Origin of the sequence: Pseudomonas fluorescens (assembly GCF_040448305.1) — a bacterium.
In the GTDB taxonomy this organism is placed as follows: Bacteria; Pseudomonadota; Gammaproteobacteria; order Pseudomonadales; family Pseudomonadaceae; genus Aquipseudomonas; species Aquipseudomonas fluorescens_BH.
In genome coordinates, this window is the sequence record NZ_CP148752.1 from 5,290,203 (window position 1) to 5,313,668 (window position 23,466).

A 23,466-nucleotide genomic window follows, 5' to 3' on the forward strand; every position below is an offset into this window, starting at 1 on the left:
GTAAATGCGTTCGGACAACAGGGTTTTTTGTGATAGGGTTCGCGCCCTTAAAAATCCGCCCGGCCGTTTTCGATCGTTGAAAATCGCTGAAAAAAGGTCCGGTCCAGCAAGGTCGCGGCCTACACGCCGGTTCCCTCTTTCACACACAATTTACGCACAGGTTTATCCACAGGCAGTACGTTGCAATCGCCCCCCAAAACGCATTATCTTGTAGCCCGGCGCTAAAAAAACCCTAGATGTAGGGTTTTGCGCAAAAAACCAAACACAAACCAGACACCAATTTCAAGCGCTTTTATTGCCTCTGTCCGGTTGAACCATACGTATTTTCGAAAGACCAAACCGCGCATGCGGATGGCTACTGTATTTCGGCCCCGAGTGGTGAAAACGGTACGGGTGTTGCAGTCCCAACTGTCACCTGCAAAGGACCAAGGTTTCAGGCCCAAGGCGTGAGACCAAAGACTTCGGCATGGAAGCGGCGCTCGATAAAGCCCCCTTCCTACTGTCCCGAAGTTGTTATGCCCGGCGCTCGCCGGTTGTAGTGCTTCAGGACGGAACGGTGGGCACCGTGATGGTGCCCAAACAAACATAGAGAATGTGGAGACACTCCCCCATGCAAACCGACACAACTCGCGAGAACCCGCAGGGCACCTTGCCGCAGGCCGCTGATTCGAATTCGGATCTGTCCGCCACCGCGCCTGGCCAACTGCGCGTGATCAAGCGTAACGGCACTGTCGTTCCCTACACCGATGACAAAATCACCGTCGCCATCACCAAAGCGTTCCTCGCAGTTGAAGGCGGCACCGCTGCTGCCTCGTCGCGAATCCACGACACCGTTGCCCGCCTGACCGAACAGGTCACCGCGACCTTCAAGCGTCGCATGCCATCGGGCGGCACCATCCACATCGAAGAAATCCAGGACCAGGTCGAACTGGCCCTGATGCGTGCCGGCGAGCAGAAAGTCGCTCGCGACTACGTGATCTACCGTGACGGTCGTTCGAAAGAACGCGCCGCCCACGCACCGGCCGAAGAAGCGGTCAATGCTCACCCGTCGATCCGCATCACCCGCGCCGACGGCACCTTTGCTCCTCTGGACATGGGCCGCCTGAACACCATCGTCACCGAAGCGTGCGAAGGCCTGGAAGAAGTCGACGGCGACCTGATCCAGCGCGAAACCCTGAAGAATCTGTACGACGGCGTGGCCCTGAACGACGTCAACACCGCCCTGGTGATGACTGCCCGTACCCTGGTTGAACGCGAGCCGAACTACTCGTTCGTGACCGCGCGCCTGCTGATGGACACCCTGCGCGGCGAAGGCCTGGGCTTCCTCGGTGTGGCCGAGAGCGCCACTCACCACGAAATGGCCGACCTGTACGCCAAGGCGCTGCCGGCCTACGTCGCCAAAGGTATCGAGTTCGAACTGCTGAACCCTGTGCTGGCCGAATTCGACCTGGAAAAACTGGGCAAGGCGATCAACCACGAGCGCGACCAGCAATTCACCTACCTGGGCCTGCAAACCCTGTACGACCGTTACTTCATCCACAAGGATGGCGTGCGTTTCGAACTGCCGCAGATCTTCTTCATGCGTGTAGCCATGGGCCTGGCGATCGAAGAGAAAGCCCGTGAAGACCGTGCCATCGAGTTCTACAACCTGTTGTCGTCCTTCGACTACATGGCATCGACCCCGACCCTGTTCAACGCCGGTACCCTGCGTCCACAGCTGTCGAGCTGCTACCTGACCACCGTGCCGGATGACCTGTCGGGCATCTACCACGCGATCCACGACAACGCCATGCTGTCGAAATTCGCTGGCGGCCTGGGCAACGACTGGACCCCGGTTCGTGCGCTGGGTTCGTACATCAAGGGCACCAACGGCAAGTCCCAGGGCGTCGTGCCGTTCCTGAAAGTAGTGAACGACACCGCCGTAGCGGTTAACCAGGGCGGCAAGCGCAAAGGCGCTGTGTGTGCCTACCTGGAAACCTGGCACATGGACATCGAAGAGTTCATCGAACTCCGTAAGAACACCGGTGATGACCGTCGTCGTACCCACGACATGAACACTGCCAACTGGATCCCTGACCTGTTCATGAAGCGCGTCTTCGATGACGGCAAGTGGACCCTGTTCTCGCCGTCCGAAGTACCGGACCTGCACGACCTGACCGGCAAGGCCTTCGAAGAGCGCTACGAGTACTACGAAGCCCTGACCGAGTACCCGGGCAAGGTCAAGCTGTTCAAGACCATCCAGGCCAAAGACCTGTGGCGCAAGATGCTGTCCATGCTGTTCGAAACCGGCCACCCATGGCTGACCTTCAAGGACCCGTGCAACCTGCGCAGCCCGCAGCAACACGTGGGCGTGGTCCACAGCTCGAACCTGTGCACCGAGATCACCTTGAACACCAACAAGGACGAGATCGCCGTTTGCAACCTGGGCTCGATCAACCTGCCGAACCACATCGTCGACGGCAAGCTGGACACCGCCAAGCTGCAACGCACCGTGAACACCGCCGTGCGCATGCTCGATAACGTGATCGACATCAACTACTACTCGGTGCCGCAAGCGAAGAACTCCAACTTCAAGCACCGTCCGGTCGGCCTGGGCATCATGGGCTTCCAGGACGCGCTGTACCTGCAGCACATCCCTTACGGTTCCATTGCAGCCGTCGAGTTCGCCGACAAGTCGATGGAAGCGGTCAGCTACTACGCGATCCAGGCTTCCTGCGACCTGGCCGACGAGCGCGGCGCCTACGAGACCTTCCAGGGTTCGCTGTGGTCCAAAGGCATCCTGCCGCTGGATTCGCAACAGATCCTGATCGAGTCCCGTGGCCAGAAGTACATCGATGTCGACCTGAACGAATCCCTGGACTGGGCACCGGTTCGCGCCCGTGTACAGAAAGGCATCCGTAACTCGAACATCATGGCCATCGCACCGACCGCGACCATCGCCAACATCACTGGCGTATCGCAGTCGATCGAACCGACCTACCAGAACCTGTATGTGAAATCGAACCTGTCGGGCGAATTCACCGTGATCAACCCGTACCTGGTTCGCGACCTGAAGGCTCGCGGTCTGTGGGACTCGGTCATGATCAACGACCTGAAGTACTACGACGGTTCGGTGCAGCAGATCGAGCGCATCCCGCAAGAACTCAAAGAGCTCTACGCGACTGCTTTCGAAGTGGACACCAAGTGGATCGTCGACGCGGCAAGCCGTCGTCAGAAGTGGATCGACCAGGCTCAGTCGCTGAACCTGTACATCGCTGGCGCTTCGGGCAAGAAGCTGGACGTGACCTACCGCATGGCCTGGTACCGTGGCCTGAAAACCACTTACTACCTCCGTGCCCTGGCCGCGACCAGCACCGAGAAGTCGACCATCAACACCGGTAAGCTGAACGCTGTTTCCAGCGGCGGCAACCACGGTGACGACTCGGTCCTGGCAGCGCCTGCAGGTCCTGCTCCAGTGCCGAAGGCTTGCGCCATCGACGAGCCGGATTGCGAAGCTTGCCAATAAGCTGAGCCGGTAAGCGTCGCAAGGCGCTTACTCGAAACCCCCGATCAGCCTCTGGCGGGTCGGGGGTTTTCTTTTGCCTGAAGGATGATGATGGCCGGACTGACGCCATCGCGAGCAGGCTCGCTCCTACAGTTGATCGTGTTTATCTGGAAAGACCCGGTCCCCTGTAGGAGCGAGCCTGCTCGCGATGAGGCCATCACCTCCAACGCAAAATCTCAGGCCACAAAAAAGCCCCTCTGATGAGGGGCTCCTTGCACAGCACTTTCCAGCATCAAGTCATCTGAATGATGGTCTGCATGATGGTGCTTTGGGTGGAGATGGTCTTGGCGTTCGCCTGGTAGTTGCTCTGCGCCTTGATCAGGTCGACCAGTTCATTGGTCAGGTTGACGTTGGACTCTTCCAGGGAGTTGGAAACGATCGAACCCAGGGTGCCGGTCTCCGGTGCATCGTAGCCCGGGATGCCCGACGCGTAGGTTTCTTTCCAGCTGGTGCCGCCTACCGGTTGCAGGCCTTGCTCATTGGTGAAGCTGGCCAGGGAAATCTGGCCGATCGGCTTGGTCTGGTTGTTGCTGAAGTTGGCCAGCAGCACACCGCTGCCGTCGATGGTCAGGTTGGTGATCTGGCCCGTGGCGTAACCGTTCTGCGCCGGAATCGAACGCGCGGTGTCGGCGTTGAACTGGGTGGTGTTGGCCATGGCGATGGTCAATCCAGCCGGATCGGCTGCCGCGCCGTTGGCTGTCCAGACGCCATTGGTGACACTGCCCGGGGTCCAGTTGGTGATTTTCAGGTCACTGCTGATCACCGAAGTCGGTGGCGTGGTTGGCGGCGTAACGGGCGTACTGACCGAAGTCAGTTTGCCGGTGGAGTCGAACGACATGGTCGAAGCAACCGGCGCGGTAACGGTAGGATCACTGCCATCCGGATTGCGGCCATCGATCAGCGTGTAGGTGTCCCACGTGTTCGCTCCAGTCTTGACCATGTATTGATCCATGGTGTGCTGGTTACCCTGAGTATCGAAGATCGGGGTACTGAACGACTTGGTAAAGGTCTCGGTCTTGGACGGGTCGAACTTGTTCGCCGCCACTGTCTGGTCGATCACCGCCGAGGTGGAGTTCAGGTTGATCGTCGACGACACGGTGCTGGTGGATTTCGGCGCCAGGTTGGAGGTGTCGATCCGTAGGTCGGTCAGCACGCCATTGACGATCTTGCCGTTGGCATCCACACCGTAACCTTGCAGGCGGGCAGTGCCGTCGCTGTTGGTGACGTAGCCTTCCTTGTCGGTCTTGAACGTACCGGCACGGGTGTAGGTCAGCGAACCGTTGTTGCTCAGGACGAAGAAACCGTTGCCCTGGATACCCATGTCGAGCACGTTGCCGGTGTTGCTCACGTCACCCTGGCCGAACTGCTGGGAAACGTTGGCCAGGCGCACGCCGTTACCGACGGTCTTGCTGCCGGTGCCCAGGCGGGTCGCCGAGTACACGTCTTCGAATTCTGCGCGGGACGATTTGAAACCGGTGGTCGCGACGTTGGCGATGTTGTTGCCGGTCACGTCCAGTTGTTTATTGGCTGCATAGAGACCGCTAAGGCCGATATTGAAAGACATCATCCACTCCTTTGTGCCGTGTTAGTCGGCTCTACATACCAATGGTTTGTACTTTGGACAGGGCAACGCTGCCCAGCCCGGCCAGATTGAGCATCAACTCACCGCCGGTCTGGCTGATGGTCACGCTGTTGACGGTGGCGGGCAGGTTGGTGATCAACGCAACGGACTGGCCATCGATCGTGCTCGTGGCGCCGAAGGTGTAGGTGCCCGCAGGTACCGTCTCACCCGCATCGTTCTTGCCGTCCCAGATGAAGCTGGCGTTGCCGGCCTTCTGCGAACCCAGGTCGATGGTGCGCACGGTCTTGCCGTCGGCGTCGGTGATCTTCAGGGTGGCGGACGCCACCGAAGACGGAACCACCACCGTGCCGCTGAGGCTCTTGGTGGTATCGACCACGGCCTTGTCGCCCGGCGCGATGACCGAACGCCCCACCAGCGACGACGCCTGCAAGGCCTGGGACGAGTTGTAGTTGCTGGCCAGGCCGCTCACGGTGCTGTTCAGCGTGGTGATGCCTTCAAGGCTGCTGAACTGCGCCAACTGGGCCACGAACGCGCCGTTGTCCTGGGGCTCCAGCGGGTTCTGGTTTTTCAGCTGGGTCACCAGCAACTGCAGGAATGCATCCTTGCCCAGGGCCTGGTTGCCCGTGGCGCTGCCGGTTGCCGACGCGAGGCCGTCAGTCGTGGTGTTGGTCTTGATCGAGGAGTTGGCCAGGATGTCGTTGAGGCTCAAACCACTGGTGGAATCGGTAACACTCATCTGAGTCGCCCCTTATCACTGACCGAGGGTCAGGACCTTCTGCATCATGGTTTTGGCGGTGTTCATCATTTCGGCGTTGGTCTGGAACGAACGGCTCGCGGAAATCATGTCGGCCATTTCCTCCACCACGTTGACGTTCGGGTAGTAGACGTAACCCTTGGCATCGGCCGCCGGATGGTTCGGCTCGTAGCGCGCCTCGAGATTGCTCTGGTCTTCGACCACACCCAGCACCTGCACGCCTTGGCCGGCGGCATCCTGGCTCTGGAACAGCGAGTCGCTGCCGCCGCTCTGCCCGCCCTGGAACATGGTGGCGAATACCGGGTGGCGCGCGCGGTAGGTCTGGTCGATGCTCGACGAGACCGTCTCGGCGTTGGCGATGTTCGAAGCGACGGTGTTCAAGCGCGTGGTCTGCGCACTCATGCCGCTACCGGCAATGTTGAAAACACTGGATAGAGACATGGCTTACTCTCCGCGCAGGGCTGATACCAGCCCTTTGAATTTGCTGTTGAGCAGGGTGAAGCTGGCCTGGAAGCCGATCGCGTTTTCCGCGTAGTTCGACTGTTCCAGCTGAGCGTCCACGGTGTTCTGGTCGATCGACGGTTGCATCGGCGTGCGATACAGCAACGACTCGTCGCCATTGCCCAGGCCTTCAGCTTCGATGTGACGGCTGTTGGTCATGTTCAAGGCGAAGGTGCCGCTTTTGGTTTTCTCGTTCTGCTCGGCGAGCACTTTCGAGAAGTCCAGGTCCCGAGCCTTGTAGTTCGGGGTATCGGCGTTGGCGATGTTGTTGGCCAGGACTTCGGCACGCTGGGCGCGGAAGCCCAGGGCTTGTTCGTGGATACCGAGCGCTTTATCGAAGCTGATGCTCATGTCGGGAAACCTTCGGGTGACCTGATTTTTCGTAGGATCAACTTAGCAAGCCCCATGCCAATTCAAAAAAGCCCGGAAACCGGGGCTTTGCCGGCCATGGCAACGCGGCAATGCCAGAAAAGCGGCAACGGTTTTCCGCCGCATGCCGCTTTTCTGCCGCCTCCTCACCCTTTCAGAACACCGCCGCCCCCTGTGGGAGCGAGCTTGCTCGCGATAGCGGTGTGTCTGGCAAAGCTGAACTCGACTGTCAGGACGCCATCGCGAGCAGGCTCGCTCCCACAGGGGTAGGTGGTACCTGTGAGAAATCATCAGGCACAAAAAAACGGGAGCCCTGAAGGACTCCCGTTTTTGATGAAATCAGTCCAATCACTTCGCCTGGTAAATGATCCCCGGGCTGCACTGGACCATCTGGTAATGATCCGGCAAACCGTTCAACGCTTCGGAAGCACCGAGGAACAGGTACCCGCCCGGCTTCAACGTGCTGTGGATACGCAACAGGATGTCCTTCTTCACCTCGGCGGAGAAGTAGATCAACACGTTGCGGCAGAACACGATGTCGAACTTGCCGAGGCTCGCGTAGCTGTCCAGCAGGTTGAAGGAACGGAATTCCACACGGCTCTTGATCGGTGCCTTGATCGCCCAGCGCCCCGGCCCTTTCGGGTCGAAATAACGCTGCAGGCGCTCGGGCGACAGACCGCGACCGATGGCCAGGCTGTCGTACTCGCCGGTCTTGCAGTTGTTCAGCATGGTGCCGGACAGGTCGGTGGCAACAATCTGCACACCCATCCTCAGCTGACCCAGGTTGACCCGCTCGAACTCGTCGATGGACATCGACAGCGAATACGGCTCCTGGCCCGACGAGCACGCCGCCGACCAGATGCGCAGGCGCTGGCCGGGACTGGCCTTGATCGCCTCGGGCAGTACCTTGTTCTTCAAGACTTCAAACGGGTAGGTGTCACGAAACCACAGGGTTTCGTTGGTGGTCATGGCATCCACCACCTGCTCGCGCAAACCGCTGCGCGGCTGGGTCTGCATGCGCTGAACCAGCTCACCCAACGACTTGATGCCTTGCTGTTCCATCAGTTTGTTGAGACGGCTGGAGACCAGGTACTGCTTGTTTTCACCGAGCAAAATGCCACAGGCTTTTTCCAGGAATACCCGGAACTGTTCGAAATCCAAATTACCCGTAGACAATGATGCCGCCTCTTAAATCGTGTTGACTGCCAGGGGTGCGAGCCCCTAGCTGATATCTGCTGCTTTGATCCGGTCGACTACCCGGGATGCCAGGTCATCAGGACGGAACTTGGCCAGGAAGTCATCGGCACCGACCTTCTTGACCATCGCCTGATTGAATACCCCCGACAACGAAGTGTGCAGGATGATATGAAGCTTTTGCATGCGCGGGTCGTTGCGGATTTCCGCCGTCAGGGTGTACCCGTCCATCTCCGGCATCTCGATGTCGGAGATCATCATCAGGAACTCTTCTTCCGGCTTCTTGCCCTCGTCGACCAGTTTGCGCAGGTAGTCCAGCGCTTGCCGACCGTCGTTCAGCGCCACCACTTCGACGCCGACCGTTTGCAGGCAACGCGTGACCTGCTTGCGCGCCACCGATGAGTCGTCGACCGTCAGCACGCGTAACGAAAGCGCCTTGTGCTGGGTTTCGACATCCACCACGCCCACGGAAATCGCTTCCGGTGTCGGCGCAACTTCCGCCAGCACCTTCTCGACGTCGATGATTTCGACCAGCTGGTTATCGACCCGCGTCACCGCCGTCAGGTAGTGATCGCGCCCGGTGCCCTTGGGCGGCGGATGGATCTCCTCCCAGTTCATGTTGACGATGCGCTCCACCGAGCGGACCAGGAAACCCTGGGTCTTGGTGTTGTACTCCGTGATGATCACGAACGGATTGTGCTTGTCCTTCAACGCACCGGAGCCAGTCGCCATCGCCAGATCAAGGATCGGGATGGTCGCCCCCCGGATGTTCGCCACGCCGCACACGACAGGACTGGACTTGGGCATCAGCGTCAGTTTGGGGCATTGCAGCACCTCCCGAACCTTGAACACGTTGATCCCGTACAGCTGCTGGCCGTCGAGACGGAACAACAACAGCTCAAGGCGATTCTGCCCCACCAGTTGCGTGCGCTGGTTTACCGAATCCATTACACCAGCCATGCCCAGACTCCTACACCAACGCCAAGTGTTGTTGCGACGCGCCTTCATCACTAAACGGCACGGCGCTTGCTTTTTTAATCGTTATGAACACAGAACCGACATTTTTCCGACGCCTGACCACACCCTGCCGAAAATTGCTCGGCGTGCTGGCGGCCGTTTGCCTGTTCAACGCTGGCAACCCTGCCCTTGCTGACGCGGTTACCTTGCCTGACATGCTTATCGGCGTCACTCAGGGCTTTCTTGAATTCACCGTAGAAGACTATCTGGCTACCAGCCAAACGGAAGGTCGCTACGAGATCCAGGTCAACCCGCTCGATCCGCGCATGCACATGCCCATGTGCGACAGGGAATTGACAGCAACGCTTGAGAGTCCCAAGCCGTTGGGACGGGTTACGGTCAAGGTTCGCTGCGAGGGCGTTTCCCCCTGGACAGTCTTCGTGCCCGCTCAAATCCGCCTGTTTCGCGATGTCGTGACCAGCGCCCGGCCACTGCGCCGCGCCGCCATTGTCGAGCCTGGGGATGTGGTCCTGCGCGAGCGCGATATCAGCCTCACCAGCCAGGGCTACCTGACTTCCCTCGATCAGGCGATCGGGCAGCGACTGACCCGACCAATGGTCGCCGACCAGGTGATTACCCTGGTGCAAATCGAACAGGCCGAGGTCATCCGCAAGGGTGATCAGGTGGTGATTACCGCCCGCAGCGGTACGCTCAGCGTGCGCATGCCGGGCGAAGCGCTGTCAAACGGCAGCCTGAGCGAACAGATCCGGGTGAAAAACCTCAACTCCCAGCGAGTCATCAAGGCGCAGGTCATGGCGCCGGGGCAGGTGGAAGTGTCCATGTAAAGCGCTCTGTTCATCAGAATGTGGCGCTTGCCGCGGCTGTTCCCTAGACTGTGTTCCAGGCACGGCAAGCGCTGGCGCGCGCAAGGTTCATTGATAAATGGGCCTAAAGTTTTCCAGGGAATGGCCGAAACCATGGCAAGCGTCCAAATTCCCAGAGGTTTTTATCATGGTCATCGATTTCAGCCGATTGAACAGCTCCTCGTCCCTTACGGGCAGTACACGTACCAGCGTCAGCAAGGAAAGCGCCGAGGCCGGCAAATCCGCGCCGCTGGAGTCCGCGGCCGAACAGGCCGGTACCGTCAAAAGCGGGGAATCGGTACATCTCAGCAATGAGGCTCAACAGTTGCAGAAGGTCACTGACAAGCTGCGCGATCAGCCTGCCGTCGACAACGCCCGCGTGGCCGAGTTGAAAGCAGCGATTGCCGATGGCAGCTATAAAGTCGACAGCAACCGTGTAGCCAGCAAACTGCTCAACTTCGAAGCCCAGCGCTAGGCCACCGCCGGCGCCAGGCTTTTGGACGCTTAAAACCCAAGGCCAGCCATGCACGACACTCATCTACTGCAACTGATCACCGACGACTTTGCCCCGGCGCAACACCTGCTGGAATTACTGCAGACCGAATCCCTCGCATTGCATGGCCGCGACATGCCATTGCTCGAGAACATCCTGGCGCAGAAACAGGCATTGGTCGTTTTGCTCGAACAGCATGGCCGCAAGCGCAGCGAAATTCTCGCCAGCCTCAACCTGCCGACCAACCGCGGCGGTCTGGAGCAACTGGCCGGCCAGTCGAGCATTGGCGAGCAGTTGCTGGCGCAAAGTGACGTGCTGACCGATCTCCTGGCCCAGTGCCAGGCCATCAACGCCAACAACGGCCAGTCGATCCTCACTCAGCAGGCCGCTACGGCCACTCAGCTGAAAATCCTCACCGGCGGTGAAACCCCGGCGCTTTACGATGCCAGCGGAACATTCTCCAAGCTTGCCAAGCCGCGCCCGCTCAGTCAGGCATGAGCCGGTCAATGCCCCCGCTCTATCAAGACGCGCAACATACTGGCAAACTGCCATACTGCCATACTGCCATACTGCCATACTGCCATACTGCCGTAGTCAAATTTTGTCTGGAGATTGATTAACCGTGTCCAATGCCTTATCCGTGGATGATGCTCCGCAGCCACCCAAGGTGCTCTCCACGCCCTTGGAAATCTCCAGCAACCTGCGCCAGCTGCTCGAAAGCCATGACCCGCTGATCATCACGTTCCACGAGCGCAGCCAGCGCTTCCAGAGCTATCTGGTGGACCTGGACCGTGACAGCAACATGATTGCCCTGGACGAAATGATTCCCCGTGATGGCGAGCGCTACCTGCTGGCGGGCGAGCCGTTCAGGGTCGAAGGCTTCCACGAAGGCGTACGCATTGCCTGGGAAAGCAACGGCCGGTTGAACATCGACGAATCCGCTGGCAGCCGCTGCTATCGTGGCGCCCTGCCCGACGAAGTGGTGTACCACCAGCGCCGTAATGCGTTCCGCGCCGCGCTGAAACTGGCACAACTGGTCAACGTCAACCTCGACGGCGAAAAGCTCAAGGCCCCCATCAGCGGCAAGCTGCTGGATATTTCCGCTACCGGCTGCAAACTGCGCTTTGACGGCGACATCACTGGCAGCCTGCAACTGGGTCAGGTGTACGACCGCTTCAACGCCGAACTGCCCTTTGGCAAGATGACCGCGCCGGTCGAGTTGCGTTATCTGCACTTCGAAGAAAGGATTTCCACCACCTTCGCCGGCGTTCGCTTCCATAACATGAGCGGGCTGGTGCAGCGTCAGGTCGAACGCTTCGTCTATCAGTTGCAACGTGAAGCACGTCGTTTCGACAAAGACGATCTCTGATAGAGCGCTTCAACAAAAAAACGGGCAGTCCCTTGCGGTGACTGCCCGTTTTTTTGTGCCCCGGTTTTAAGGCCTGGCCTCGGTAAAGCTTTGCTCGCGCCCCGAATCAGGGTCTTCTGGCGGTTGATCGGTTTCTGATTCGGATTCGGATTCAGGTTCGGCTGGCGGTTCCGGATTCACCGGGTTGCACATCTGATCCTGCACCACCTGCTCATCAACACGCGGGTCGAGGCAGGCCACCAGTGGCGAACTCGTCATATTGTCCGGCATGGCCACGTGATGCAGCGGTGCGTCGTCGACCTGATGCAGGTTGGTCACCGCTTTCGGGCGAATCCGCCACACCAGCACCAACGCGAAGAAACTGAAGAAGGCATAGAGCATCTGGCTGCCGAACAACTTCATCAGCACGCCTGCCACCAGCGGCCCGATACTCGCGCCAACACCATAGGTCACCAGCAACATCGCCGTCAGGGACACCCGGCGATCGCCTTCGACATGGTCGTTGGAGAACGCCACTGCCAATGGATACAGGCAGAACTGCACCAGCGAACAGACAAAACCGGCGATAAACAGAATCTCCAACGGCACCTGCGGCATGATCGCCAGCGGCAGTGCAGCCAGTGCCAGGCTGAAGGCGAAACTGCGGATCAACACGGCCCGGTCGTAGCGATCGGACAACCAGCCCAATGGCCACTGCACCAGCAGCCCGGCAAAAATGCAGCTACCCATGAACAGACCGACCTGCTCCGTGGACAACCCTTGCTGCGAGGCATACAGCGGTGCCAGACCGTAGAACGAACCGACGATCAGGCCTGCCCCGAGCACCGTGCTCAATGACTGTGGCACGCGTTTGATAAAGAACCGTGGCTCCATCGGTGCCGGATGCAAGGGTGCCGGGTGAATCCGTCGGGTCAGCGCCACCGGCACCAGGCACAGGGCGAAACACAGGGCGACCAGCATCAGCAGTTCCAGCCCCAGCGCCGGATGCATGACCAGAATCAGTTGCCCCATCACCAGGCCCAGGTAAGAGGCGATCATGTAACCGCTGAATACCAACCCGCGCTGATTGGCATCGGCCTGTTCATTGAGCCAGCTCTCGATCACCATGTACTGGCACATCATGCCGAGGCCGACGATCACCCGCAGGAACAGCCAGGCCGGCAACCAATCGGTCAGGCCATGACCCAACACCGCCGCGCCGACAATCCCGGCACAGGCCGAGTAGGCCCGGATATGCCCGACCCGGGCAATCAACCGGTGACCGATCTTGCCCCCCAGCACCAGGCCGAAGTAGTTGGCGGCCATCAAAGCACCGACCCACAGGCTGTCGACATGGTCGGCCGCCAGGCGCAGGCCCAGGTAAGTACTCAACAGGCCCGAGCCGATCAACATCATCAGCGAGGCGAAATACAGCGCTCGAAAGGATTTCCAGATTTGGCGCAACGAGCGGCTCCTTGCAGTGAGAATCGGCTACCGCTAAACGATAGCCGGATGTCGACGGATCGTCAGGCCTGGGTCGCTAAAACACGACGCTCCCAGGGAGTAATTTCATCATGGAAACTGCTCAGCTCCAGGGTCTTCGAAGCGATGTAGCCTTCGATGAATTCCGCGCCGAACAGTTCCTTGGCCAACTGGCTACGTTTCAGACGCTCAAGTGCCGCATGCAAGGTACACGGCAACGAAAGATTGTCCGGCACTTCGAACTCACCCTGGATCGGCGCACTCGGTTCCAGCGTGTTCTCGATGCCATGCAACCCCGCCGCCAGGCTTGCGGCAATCGCCAGATACGGGTTGGCATCGGCCCCTGGCAAGCGGTTCTCGACCCGACGGGCCACCGGCAAACTGGCCGGAATGCGCAGGCCGGCCGCCCGGTTGTCATGGGACCAGCAGGCATTATTCGGTGAGGCGTAAGGGTGGCACAAGCGCTGATAGGAATTCACGTTCGGCGCAAACAACGCGGTGAAGTCGGCCATGCAAACTTGCTGACCGGCAATGAAGTGGCGGAACGTCGGAGTCTCCTGCCCCGCTTCATCACTGAACACGTTACGCCCCGAATCGATCTCCACCACACTTTGGTGAATATGCATCGAACTGCCCGGCGTATGCGGCAACGGCTTGGCCATGCACACCACGCTCAGGCCGTGCTTGAGGGCAACTTCCTTGAGCAAGTGCTTGAACAGGAACGTCTGGTCGGCCAGCAACAGCGGATCACCGTGCAGCAGATTAATCTCGAACTGGCTGACGCCCATTTCGTGCATGAAGGTATCGCGAGGCAGCCCCAACGCAGCCATGCATTCGTAGACTTCATTGAAGAACGGCCGCAAGCCGTTATTGGAACTGACGCTGAACGCCGACTGACCGTCTTCGCGGCGACCGTCCAGCCCCAACGGCGGCTGGAACGACTGAGTCGGGTCGGTGTTAGGCGCAAAAACGAAGAACTCAAGCTCGGTCGCCACCACGGGCGCCAAGCCGCGGGCCGCGTAACGGGCAATCACCGCCTTGAGCTGACCACGGGTCGACAGGCTGGAGCTGGTGGTGGTGCCCAGTTCATTCGCGTCGCAAATGGCCAAGCCCCGCGGTGGATGGCTCCAGGGCAAGCGGTGGATTTGTGCCGGGTCCGGGATCAGCGCCAGGTCGCCATCATCGCTGCCGTAAAAACGCGCCGGCGGATATCCGCCCATGATGCATTGCAGCAGCACGCCCCGTGCCATCTGCAAACGTCGACCGTCGAGAAAACCCTCGCAGGTCATCACTTTGCCCCGTGGAACGCCATTCAAATCCGGCGTGACACACTCAACTTCATCAATGCCCGTCAATCGCTGCGCGAGTGAACTCAGGCCAACGGTTGTCATGACGCTATCCTTGTTATTGTGCGGGCCGCGAACGGCGACCGTACAAAATAGGCTCCGCGTGTTCGGAATTTCAAGCAGCGTCGAAGAATTTGCTGCCTGTCAAGGCAGGTAAAGGCGGAACACTCCTCCGCCCAACGGACCACCATTGCTGATTTCGGTACGCCCACCCACACCGTTGCGTTGATGCAGCGCGGCAATTCGCCCGGCAAAGTACAGGCCCAGCCCGGTGCTGCCGGTACTTTGATTGATGCCCTGCACGTAATCCGCCTGACGCTCGAGCATCTGCGCCGGGTATCCCTCGCCATCGTCATTGATGGTCAACACCAGTTGCCCGGCTACGTCGCTGACGCTGATCAAAACGGCATGCCGTGCAAAGCGAATGGCGTTGTTGATGCAGTTGGCCAATACCGACGCGATCAACTCACGGTCGAAGAAACCCAACGGGCTCAGCGGGTCCACTTCAAAGGTGGCCATGATGCCGCGGCTGGCGAACACCTCCTGATGGCAAGCCAGTTGCGCTTCGATGAAGTCGTCCAGTTCATGGTAGGCCGGTTGCAAGGGCATCTGGTTGACGCCGAGCTTGTACAGCCCCAGCAACTGCACCAGCATGCCGTTGAGGTGGGCGAACTCGAAGTCAATCACGCCCTGCTCCGGCGTCTTCTGCGCCGACTCCGGCAATCGCCCCAGCCACTGGCTGTGGGCCTGCATCAGCATGGCCAGCGAGTTCTTCATGTCGTGCACGGTAGAGGCGATCACCGTGGAGAAATCCAGTGCCTGCTCATTGTCATTCATTGGCCAAGCGCCTTGCTTTTCAGCTTCTGGTAACGCGGATAGCGCGCGTCGGAGTCGGGCATCAGGCCGACCATTTTCAGGCAGGCCCGGCACTCCTCCAGCTCCGCCGAAGGAGCGCTGGTATCGGTGCCATGCAACAACGACTGCGCCATGTTCAGGGCGATACTGATATTCTTCGGTTGCATCGCCAGGGCTTTGCGGAATACCTGCCGGGCCTCCACCAGGTTACCGGTCTTGTACACGCGCACGCCCTGACGGTTGAGTTCCGCGGCGGCGTTGCCGCAATTGAGGATGCTCGGGTCGTCGGTCTGCTTGGCGATGTCCTTCATGATCGCCGGATCGTCGCCGTAGATTTCCACGCAGTTTTTCAGCATCGCGGTGCCGGCCTCGGTCTGCCCGAGCAGTTTCAGCTGCTTGGCCACCAGCAAAGCGGCTTCGGCGCTCATGAATTGCTCCATGCCATCCAGACGCAACAAGGCTTGCTCGGTAAGCTTGTCCGCCGTCTCGGCATCGTTGAGCAACAGGCTGGTGGCCTTCATCAGGCGCGCCCGGATTTGCAGGCCCGGATCGGAAGGGTTTTCCTTGGCCACGGCGCTCAATGTTGTGTTGATTTCCAAGCGGGTCCGCGTGTCCAGGCCCCGTTCGCTGCCCTTGCTGATCAACGCATGGGCCAGGCCGAGGTTGCTTTCGGCATCCTTGAACCGCGACTGCGCGCCCTGGCTCACGGCCTGGCGGTAGGCCTTGGCCGCCGTATCGAAGTCCTCGTTGGTCATCGCCAGCTTGCCGAGCAATGCCTGGCGACGCACCGCCAGCGGCGACAGGCGAATCGCCTCTTCCAGGACGCGCTGCGCCCCCTTGGTGTCCCCTTCGGCAACCAGTACATCCGCCATGCCGTCATACAACGACGGCATCATCGGGAAGACTTTCAGGGCTTTTTCATAAATGCCCTTGGCCTGCCCGACCTGGCCGCGCTTGAACAGCAACTTGCCCAACCCGGCAAACGCCCATGGCAACGGGCGGTCGGCGATGATGCTGTCATAGAGGCGCTCCAGCGCTTCGTTCTGATTCAGGTCGCGCAGGGCATCGGCGCGATAGCGCAGGCACAACGGCGAGTAACGAATATCTTGTTTGCACAGGGCTATGCAGGCGTTGAGCACCTCCATCGGCTTGCCCCGGTCGAGGGCCTGCAGGATCGGCTTGAGCAGGGTCTTGCGCTGCTCCAGGCGCTCCAGGCGCTGGGCCAGGCTGGAACGGTTGAACGGCTTGGTCAGGTAGGCATCGGGCTCATGCTCCAACGCACTGAGCACCATGGCCTGGCTGGTTTCGGCGGTGACCATGACGAACACCGCTTCATGGCTGATCAGCTTTTCTTCCATCAGGTCTTCGAGCACCTGCTGGCCATTCTTCTTGCCGTCACCCAGGTGAAAGTCCTGCAGGATGAAATCGTAGGCTTTCTGCGAGCACATTTTCAGCGCCTGCTCGCCGGTATCGGCAGTGTCCACTTCCTTGACGCCCAGTTCGCGCAGCATCGACCTGACCGAACTGCGAAAGTCCGAGAAATCATCGACGATCAGAAAACGCTTTTGGTGATACGACAGCATCGAAGATTTCCAGGCAATTTAAGAAGAAGAACCCAAAGACAAATACACGGACGGACTCAGCTTCGCAGCCCTTGATTTGGCGCGCAGATGATAAAGGGTGGCACTAGGCTATCAAACACCTTCGCATAGACAATGAGCCCCCCATGCCGACCGGAAGAGACGAACAAGTCCCTGACTGCCCGGGTTATCGGCCAGCAACAGCGTTCCCTTGAGAACCTTCCCCGACGCTCATTCTGAATATGTGAAGCCCTTACTGAAAACGACACCTCGCGCACAAAAAAATGCTGATACATGAACACCAGCAATACATGAACATCAGCAAATGCCGGTGGCTGGTCAGGCAGAATTCGCCGATAAATTGACTAAATCGATATTGGTACTCCTAAGTGAACACCACTCGTCGATTAATTGACGAGTGCAATCAGGATCAGACCTTGGCCACTGGCCACCCGTGGCGAGCCTAATACCTTGATTTTCGAGGGTTACCCCCCCCTCTTGAGAACAGCAGTCAGGCCTACTCGCACTGGGCTTACACCGAGGACCGACGGATGGGCTGACAGGTAGCGCTCCGGGCTGGCCTAGAATCAGTTGAGAGGCGGGAGGGAGCACATCATCATGCGTAAATCACTGATAATTATTCGTATAAATCTTCTCTCTCGGGCCTTGCCTGCCTTTTGGAAACGTTCGCCCTCCCTGCCGGTGCTGTTGATGGAAATGGCCCAAGGACCTCTGGAGGCCATCGCTGGTTTTTCAAGGGGGTCAGGAAGATCATGACTGACCAAAAAGAACCCATTCGCGTGATGTTGATCGATTGTCGCCCCCTCGTGCTCAAGGGCCTTCACGACTTGATCAATGCCAGAAAGCCCCAGATGGAAGTGATAGCACAGGCCACCACTTATACCAGTGCGCTGGATCTTGCCGATCAGTTGCGGCCCAACGTCATTTTTTTCAGTTTCTTTCCGGATGCGCTAAATCCTCTGGAGGTCGTCGCGGGACTCACCCGTAGCGCCGAAATGAAAGTGCTGCTGCTCAAGGGCCTATACGAAGTCGTCCCCGCTGCCCAGGCGATAGAGGCTGGCGCTCGCGGCATCGTGCTGGCAGAAGACCCGACGGAATCGATTATCCAGGCCATCCTCAAGGTCCACCATAGCGACTTCGCAATGGATAGAGCCTGGGCTGGCGGCCTTTCCGGCTATTCCGCGACCGGGCACATACCCTTGAAATGCAATCTGGAGCGGGCGAAACAGGCGCGGTTGACGCTGCGCGAGAGAGAACTGATTCGCGCCATCGTGGGCGAACCGTCCGCCAAATATGTGAGCATCGCCGGGCGCCTGGGGATCAGCGAGCACACCGTGCACAACCACCTCAGCAACATCTATCAAAAGCTTAATCTCATCAACCGCATCGACTTGTTGATGTATGCGCTGAAACACGGGCTCACCAATGAAGCACCGACCGAGTCCGTCTGGGTGGAACTGGATTGAAATTCAAGTCAATACAAGACGGTCTGCCCTTCACTTTCAGGGGGTAGGTCGTCACTGTGTCGCCGTCCTTGTCGAAGACCCAGAACAGGGTACCCGCAATGCTGATGTCGTTCCTGGTGTCCCCTGCCGCGTTAACCCGTATCTACCCGCCGCGCTCATTAAGCCTTGTGCTGCTCGATAGTTCACGGCGGATGCGATCATGCGGATCCGTTCACGCGCGCGATGCCTCAGGCACTGCCAAAAAAGATGTCGTTACTCTGAAGATCGACCCCGACCAAGGTGATGGTCGTTGTTTTAAGTTGGCGGCGAAACTCTGGGTGTCGTTGTCGTCAGCGTCTCCTGCTGGGTCGCGCCTGCCGAGTCGTCGGGATTCACGTACCACGAAGTGGTGACGATCGGCGTGTACAGGCGGGATGGGAGATTCAGACTACGGAGAGGAGATGGAACGTCACGAAGGTAGAGTTGATGGCTTCGAAAATCCCTGGCACCTGAATTTGTCGAACTTTATCTACAAGTCGTGAAAACGAAGCGTTGAAACAGGCAGGGGAGCTGCAAAATATGGTGTCCCAGGGCAGGTTCGAACTGCCAACCTTCCCCTTAGGAGGGGGATGCTCTATCCAATTGAGCTACTGAGACACACGTTGACCGCGACGAAACGCGATGCGATGGACGGCGTGCATGTTAACGGCCGGGCTGGCTTTTGTCATGTCATCCGTAGGGCTTTTTAAGTGTAGGCAGTCGCCTCGGCCGGGCGCGGACTTGTTTACCGTGCAAATTGCATCACCGCAAAAAGCCATCATTGAAAAATGCAATATTGCGCTTTACCAAAAAGAACTTAATTCATTGTTTTTAAAGAATTTAATTGCCGATAGACTCTGGCATGCGAGCTGCTGGCAGCGACAAGCGACCAGCACGGCTTTGTCAGCCAGGAAAACATCCTGATACCGGCTCCATCTGCCGAACGCTTGGTATTTTGAAATGACCCCCACCAGGAGCACAGCATGTCCAGATCAGCCGCGAGTTTCTTCATCCTCGCCATGTTGAGTGGCATTTTTCATCTGTCATTGACCCAGGACATGGTCGTCACCCTCCCCCTGATCGCCAGTGGCGTATTCAGCGCCCTGTTCGTGCTCGCATTGATTGTCGGACGCAAGATCAAGTTTGATCCGGTACTGCGTTGATCCGACATGGCAGATCCAGTGCAAGGGCCTGCCATCCATCCTGAATTCCCACCCCTCTATACGACCTCCCCTAGTAAATCGGCCATTTGCCACTATTCTGTAAAAGGCAAGGAACAGGGATCGAGTCCGCTTTTGCTGCCCGTCAGAAGCCTTTCGTGGGTTGGAGAAAGCGCTAAGCGATACGGCCCGGTCGAACTTTTCAAACCAGTCTGCATTTCTGATAATTGGTGCTGGCAGAAAGCCTTTATACAGTTCAATATTTGTCACAGAATTGACGCCAAGGATCTGGCTTGTTTGAGGCATGATGCGCGCCTATCAATTCAGGTTGAACATTTGGTCAGAGCGCTTGTCCTACCAGACATCCTGCGGCCAATCCCGAAAACCGCTCCCCTGAACTAACCGGTTAAATATATGCGCCCATTGAAACAGGCAATTTATTCCAGCCGTACGGCTGACAAGTTCGTCGTACGTCTGCCAGACGGAATGCGTGAACGCATTGCCGAGGTGGCTCGCAATCATCATCGCAGCATGAACTCCGAAATCATTGCGCGCCTTGAGCAGAGTCTTATTCAGGAAGGCGCACTGGGCGAAGAGTTGAGCATGCGCCTGGACAGCCCGGAGCTTTCCTTGCACGAACGGGAGCTGCTGCAGCGCTTCCGCCAGCTCTCCCATCGTCAGCAGAACGCCCTGGTTTCGCTGATCGCCCATGACGCTGAAATGGCCGCCGACGCGTCCTGATTCACCCAGTAAGCCCAAGCCAGCCTGATCGCTGGCTTTTTTTTTGCCTGAAATCCGGGCACAAAAAACCCGCCTGACGGCGGGTTTTAGTGAAACGGACTTCAGAGCAGGAAGATTGTCGCCAGCCCCAGGAAGATGAAGAAGCCGCCGCTGTCGGTCATGGCAGTAATCATCACACTGGCCCCCATTGCCGGGTCGCGTCCCATCTTCGCCAGGGTCATCGGGATCAAAACCCCCATCAATGCCGCCAGCAACAGGTTGAGCGTCATCGCGGCGGTCATCACCACGCCCAATGACCAACTGCCATAGAGCAGGTAGGCAACCACACCGATCACCCCGCCCCAGATCACGCCGTTGATCAACGCAACGGCCAATTCCTTGCGCATCAGGCGCGAGGTATTGCCGGTGCTCACCTGGTCCAGCGCCATGGCCCGAACAATCATGGTGATGGTCTGGTTACCCGAGTTACCGCCGATCCCCGCCACGATCGGCATCAACGCCGCAAGCGCCACGAGCTTCTCGATCGAACCTTCAAACAAACCGATCACCCGAGAAGCCACGAACGCGGTAATCAGGTTGATCGCCAGCCAGGCCCAACGGTTACGCAGGGATTTCCAGACCGACGCAAAAATGTCTTCTTCTTCACGCAGACCCGCCATGTTGAGAACTTCGCTTTCGCTCTCTTCACGGATCAGGTCGACCATTTCATCGATGGTCAGACGGCCGATCAGCTTGCCGTTCTTGTCGACCACAGGCGCGGAGATCAAGTCGTAACGTTCGAACGCCTGAGCCGCATCGTAGGCGTCTTCATCCGGGTGGAAACTCACCGGATCGCTGGCCATCACCTCGGAAACCTGTTTGTCCGGATCGTTGACCAGCAAACGCTTGATCGGCAACACGCCCTTGAGGACGCCGTCGTAATCGACCACGAACAGTTTGTCGGTGTGGCCCGGCAACTCCTTGAGACGACGCAGATAACGCAAGACCACTTCAAGGCTGACGTCCTCGCGGATGGTCACCATCTCGAAGTCCATCAGCGCACCGACCTGCTCCTCGTCGTAGGACAGCGCCGAACGCACGCGCTCGCGTTGTTGCTGGTCGAGGGTCTCCATGAGCTCATGGACGACGTCTCGCGGCAGCTCGGAGGCCAGGTCAGCGAGTTCGTCGGCATCCATGTCCTTGGCGGCTGCCAGGAGCTCGTGATCGTCCATGTCGGCGATCAGCGATTCACGGACCGAATCGGATACTTCAAGAAGGATGTCGCCGTCGCGATCGGCCTTGACCAGTTGCCAGAGCGTCAGACGATCGTCCAGCGGCAAGGCTTCAAGGATGTAGGCGACGTCGGCGGAGTGCAGGTCATCGAGTTTGCGTTGCAACTCGACGAGGTTCTGCCGGTGAACCAGGTTCTCGACCCGGTCATGATGCGGGCCTTCCTGGCGGTGAGTCAGGTCTTCTACAACTCGCTGACGCTGCAGCAACTCAACCACCTGAGCCAGGCGATCCTGCAAGCTTTCCTGCGTTTTCTTTACTTCGATTTCAGACATAGGCGAACTCCACTCCCAGCAGCGGGGCACGCCGGAAGGATCAATCAGTCAATTCATGATTGGTGAAACGGGGTACTGAGTAACTACTGGGTAAGTCCATGGAGGTATTCCACAAGCCCCGGCGGGGCTGACGGGCGCAATGATACACCGCCTGACGGTTTTAAACGTTAAAAAATCTCGGCTGAAACAAGCGCTTGCACAACAAACCTGAGCGTCGTCCTGATCCATGAAAGTGCGACGACGTATTCTGAAAAGAAAACACACCCCCTTCGAAAATTGTAGCCACTACCCTTGAAAAGGAACGTCACGGAGGACGCCTGATGCCATCAGTTGCACAATTCTTTTTACTGCTCAGCCTGCTCAGCCCCCTGCCCCTGGCGCTCGCCACCACCGTTCAGCGCTGCGAGGCGGCCAATGGGCGCATTGCCTTCACCACACTGGGTTGTGCCGCGGGAGAGAGTGTTTCACTTCAGGACGTCCGTGCCTTTACACCTGGCAGCACGATGGCGCTTATGCCGCCAGCCGAACCCCGTGAAACATCAGGAATGAAAATCCAAAGGAAAGAGCCGACCGTGGTCGGTCAGGCGCAGGACAAGTGTGGAAACCTGATCAGTGCCAGGCAGCGCCGGGAGGCGATCATCAATCAGCGAGTGGTCGCCGGCATGAGCCAGCAAGACGTCGAAAGCGCGCTCGGCAAGCCGGACAAGATCAGTATTCGCAATTCAGCCACGAGCTACCGCTACGACACCCGGCGAGGTCGTAGCGCAAACGTGGAGTTCGACGAGAGGGGATGCACGAAGGGAAAAGCCAAATCCCGGACGGCAAAAAGCCCGCATTAAATGCGGGCTTTCTGTTGTATGGTGCACTCGACAGGATTCGAACCTGTGACCGCTCGGTTCGTAGCCGAGTACTCTATCCAGCTGAGCTACGAGTGCATTTTGTGTTTTTAGACCAGACCACAACTGGTTGAAGCCAAGTTACTTGCATTACTGCAACTAACTCTTAAATGGTGCACTCGACAGGATTCGAACCTGTGACCGCTCGGTTCGTAGCCGAGTACTCTATCCAGCTGAGCTACGAGTGCATTTGTTGCCGCGCATTATAGGCCGTCTAATCTCTATGTCAAGCACTTTTTCTAGTAATTTCAACAACTTACCGAAGAAGCCAGATTACAACGTACTACGCAAATAATGGCGGAGAACGGGGGATTCGAACCCCCGACACCCTTTTGAGGTGTACTCCCTTAGCAGGGGAGCGCCTTCGGCCACTCGGCCAGCTCTCCGCAACACGGGGCGTATATTAACCAGCTTCTTCCCCGTTTGCAAACATAAAAAACGATAAAAATTAATGGCTTGGTTCTTCGTCCTTCTCTTTCTTGATACGCAGGTAAATTTCTTCCCGGTGAACAGCTACCTCTTTGGGGGCATTAACACCGATGCGCACTTGATTTCCTTTGACGCCGAGCACGGTCACGGTGATTTCGCCATCACCGATAATCAGGCTTTCTGCGCACCGACGAGTCAGAATCAGCATACCTTTCTCCTCACGCATTACATTTCAGGGACAACAGTCTGCAAAAAAAAGGCACTCGACCCACAACCGGAGCGGTCGCAGCCCTACATGCCTGAGTATTGACTAGCGTGAGCAA

At 58.3% G+C, this 23,466-nt stretch carries 22 protein-coding genes and 4 tRNA genes; 10 read left to right on the forward strand and 16 right to left on the reverse strand.

Translation table 11 applies throughout. The annotated features are described in order from the left end of the window. Positions 1-610: 610 nt before the first annotated feature. The gene (locus WHX55_RS23980; RefSeq protein WP_353741460.1) at positions 611-3,505 is read left to right on the forward strand and encodes a ribonucleoside-diphosphate reductase subunit alpha; all 2,895 of its coding nucleotides are present in this window, start codon (positions 611-613) and stop codon (positions 3,503-3,505) included. Positions 3,506-3,776: 271 nt separating this feature from the next. Here the strand turns inward: WHX55_RS23980 and flgE are convergent, their stop codons facing one another. The 6 genes from flgE to WHX55_RS24010 all read right to left on the reverse strand — a co-directional run bounded on the left by flgE (position 3,777) and on the right by WHX55_RS24010 (position 8,904). Next, the gene (gene flgE / locus WHX55_RS23985; protein ID WP_150726105.1) at positions 3,777-5,108 is read right to left on the reverse strand and encodes a flagellar hook protein FlgE; all 1,332 of its coding nucleotides are present in this window, start codon (positions 5,106-5,108) and stop codon (positions 3,777-3,779) included. Positions 5,109-5,139: 31 nt separating this feature from the next. After that, positions 5,140-5,862 carry a flagellar hook assembly protein FlgD gene (gene flgD, locus WHX55_RS23990; RefSeq protein WP_150757846.1) on the reverse strand — a complete coding sequence of 241 codons (723 nt, stop codon included), beginning with the start codon at positions 5,860-5,862 and terminating at the stop codon, positions 5,140-5,142. A 15-nt stretch (positions 5,863-5,877) separates the two neighbouring features. Continuing rightward, positions 5,878-6,321 (reverse strand): flagellar basal body rod protein FlgC, encoded by a 444-nt coding sequence (flgC, locus tag WHX55_RS23995; protein WP_007980123.1) that lies wholly within the window; start codon positions 6,319-6,321, stop codon positions 5,878-5,880. Between the two features lie 3 nt (positions 6,322-6,324). Beyond that, positions 6,325-6,732 carry a flagellar basal body rod protein FlgB gene (gene flgB / locus WHX55_RS24000; protein WP_008051530.1) on the reverse strand — a complete coding sequence of 136 codons (408 nt, stop codon included), beginning with the start codon at positions 6,730-6,732 and terminating at the stop codon, positions 6,325-6,327. 366 nt (positions 6,733-7,098) lie between these two features. Further along, positions 7,099-7,926 carry a protein-glutamate O-methyltransferase CheR gene (cheR, locus tag WHX55_RS24005; RefSeq protein ID WP_007994597.1) on the reverse strand — a complete coding sequence of 276 codons (828 nt, stop codon included), beginning with the start codon at positions 7,924-7,926 and terminating at the stop codon, positions 7,099-7,101. Positions 7,927-7,971: 45 nt separating this feature from the next. Beyond that, positions 7,972-8,904 (reverse strand): chemotaxis protein CheV, encoded by a 933-nt coding sequence (locus WHX55_RS24010; RefSeq protein WP_008051531.1) that lies wholly within the window; start codon positions 8,902-8,904, stop codon positions 7,972-7,974. Positions 8,905-8,987: 83 nt separating this feature from the next. On the opposite strand from WHX55_RS24010, the gene flgA reads away from it, so the two are divergent. From flgA to WHX55_RS24030, 4 genes are all read left to right on the forward strand, one after another. Beyond that, complete coding sequence (gene flgA, locus WHX55_RS24015) at positions 8,988-9,746, forward strand: flagellar basal body P-ring formation chaperone FlgA (RefSeq protein WP_353741461.1); 759 nt, start codon at positions 8,988-8,990, stop codon at positions 9,744-9,746. 166 nt (positions 9,747-9,912) lie between these two features. After that, a complete protein-coding gene (flgM, locus tag WHX55_RS24020) occupies positions 9,913-10,239 on the forward strand; it encodes a flagellar biosynthesis anti-sigma factor FlgM (protein WP_150726098.1) in 327 nt (108 codons plus the stop codon). 48 nt (positions 10,240-10,287) lie between these two features. Next, a complete protein-coding gene (locus WHX55_RS24025) occupies positions 10,288-10,755 on the forward strand; it encodes a flagellar protein FlgN (protein WP_150726097.1) in 468 nt (155 codons plus the stop codon). A gap of 124 nt (positions 10,756-10,879) precedes the next feature. Further along, complete coding sequence (locus WHX55_RS24030; protein WP_150754072.1) at positions 10,880-11,626, forward strand: flagellar brake protein; 747 nt, start codon at positions 10,880-10,882, stop codon at positions 11,624-11,626. A gap of 66 nt (positions 11,627-11,692) precedes the next feature. On the opposite strand, the gene WHX55_RS24035 is transcribed toward WHX55_RS24030, so the two are convergent. The 4 genes from WHX55_RS24035 to WHX55_RS24050 form a co-directional block, all read right to left on the reverse strand. Then, complete coding sequence (locus tag WHX55_RS24035) at positions 11,693-13,069, reverse strand: MFS transporter (protein WP_353741462.1); 1,377 nt, start codon at positions 13,067-13,069, stop codon at positions 11,693-11,695. 62 nt (positions 13,070-13,131) lie between these two features. Beyond that, positions 13,132-14,376, reverse strand: a complete 1,245-nt coding sequence (locus tag WHX55_RS24040; protein ID WP_353743081.1) for a glutamine synthetase family protein — start codon at positions 14,374-14,376, stop codon at positions 13,132-13,134. A gap of 201 nt (positions 14,377-14,577) precedes the next feature. Next, a complete protein-coding gene (locus WHX55_RS24045) occupies positions 14,578-15,270 on the reverse strand; it encodes a HAMP domain-containing sensor histidine kinase (RefSeq protein ID WP_150754074.1) in 693 nt (230 codons plus the stop codon). Further along, the gene (locus tag WHX55_RS24050) at positions 15,267-16,871 is read right to left on the reverse strand and encodes a response regulator (protein WP_353741463.1); all 1,605 of its coding nucleotides are present in this window, start codon (positions 16,869-16,871) and stop codon (positions 15,267-15,269) included. The genes WHX55_RS24045 and WHX55_RS24050 overlap by 4 nt, the downstream gene beginning before the upstream one ends. Positions 16,872-17,641: 770 nt before the next feature. On the opposite strand from WHX55_RS24050, the gene WHX55_RS24055 reads away from it, so the two are divergent. Then, a complete protein-coding gene (locus tag WHX55_RS24055) occupies positions 17,642-18,355 on the forward strand; it encodes a response regulator transcription factor (protein WP_150754076.1) in 714 nt (237 codons plus the stop codon). 559 nt (positions 18,356-18,914) lie between these two features. Here the strand turns inward: WHX55_RS24055 and WHX55_RS24060 are convergent. Further along, a tRNA-Arg gene (locus WHX55_RS24060) sits at positions 18,915-18,991 on the reverse strand. Positions 18,992-19,123: 132 nt separating this feature from the next. Here WHX55_RS24060 and WHX55_RS24065 point away from each other — a divergent pair. The 3 genes from WHX55_RS24065 to WHX55_RS24075 all read left to right on the forward strand — a co-directional run bounded on the left by WHX55_RS24065 (position 19,124) and on the right by WHX55_RS24075 (position 20,274). Further along, the gene (locus WHX55_RS24065) at positions 19,124-19,297 is read left to right on the forward strand and encodes a hypothetical protein (protein WP_257605528.1); all 174 of its coding nucleotides are present in this window, start codon (positions 19,124-19,126) and stop codon (positions 19,295-19,297) included. 59 nt (positions 19,298-19,356) lie between these two features. Beyond that, the gene (locus tag WHX55_RS24070) at positions 19,357-19,536 is read left to right on the forward strand and encodes a PA3371 family protein (RefSeq protein ID WP_150726090.1); all 180 of its coding nucleotides are present in this window, start codon (positions 19,357-19,359) and stop codon (positions 19,534-19,536) included. Positions 19,537-19,947: 411 nt separating this feature from the next. Further along, positions 19,948-20,274 (forward strand): Arc family DNA-binding protein, encoded by a 327-nt coding sequence (locus WHX55_RS24075; RefSeq protein ID WP_003178899.1) that lies wholly within the window; start codon positions 19,948-19,950, stop codon positions 20,272-20,274. Positions 20,275-20,375: 101 nt separating this feature from the next. Here the strand turns inward: WHX55_RS24075 and mgtE are convergent, their stop codons facing one another. Then, complete coding sequence (gene mgtE / locus WHX55_RS24080; protein ID WP_110660499.1) at positions 20,376-21,818, reverse strand: magnesium transporter; 1,443 nt, start codon at positions 21,816-21,818, stop codon at positions 20,376-20,378. Between the two features lie 320 nt (positions 21,819-22,138). Between mgtE and WHX55_RS24085 the strand changes: the two genes are divergently transcribed. Further along, entirely contained in the window at positions 22,139-22,657 is a 519-nt protein-coding gene (locus WHX55_RS24085) for a cell envelope protein SmpA (protein WP_353741464.1), read from the forward strand. A 19-nt stretch (positions 22,658-22,676) separates the two neighbouring features. On the opposite strand, the gene WHX55_RS24090 is transcribed toward WHX55_RS24085, so the two are convergent. The 4 genes from WHX55_RS24090 to csrA form a co-directional block, all read right to left on the reverse strand. After that, a tRNA-Arg gene (locus WHX55_RS24090) sits at positions 22,677-22,753 on the reverse strand. A gap of 72 nt (positions 22,754-22,825) precedes the next feature. Beyond that, a tRNA-Arg gene (locus tag WHX55_RS24095) sits at positions 22,826-22,902 on the reverse strand. Positions 22,903-23,009: 107 nt separating this feature from the next. Further along, positions 23,010-23,100 (reverse strand) — tRNA-Ser (locus tag WHX55_RS24100). A 62-nt stretch (positions 23,101-23,162) separates the two neighbouring features. Then, the gene (gene csrA, locus WHX55_RS24105) at positions 23,163-23,351 is read right to left on the reverse strand and encodes a carbon storage regulator CsrA (RefSeq protein WP_002554426.1); all 189 of its coding nucleotides are present in this window, start codon (positions 23,349-23,351) and stop codon (positions 23,163-23,165) included. Between the last annotated feature and the right edge of the window lie 115 nt (positions 23,352-23,466).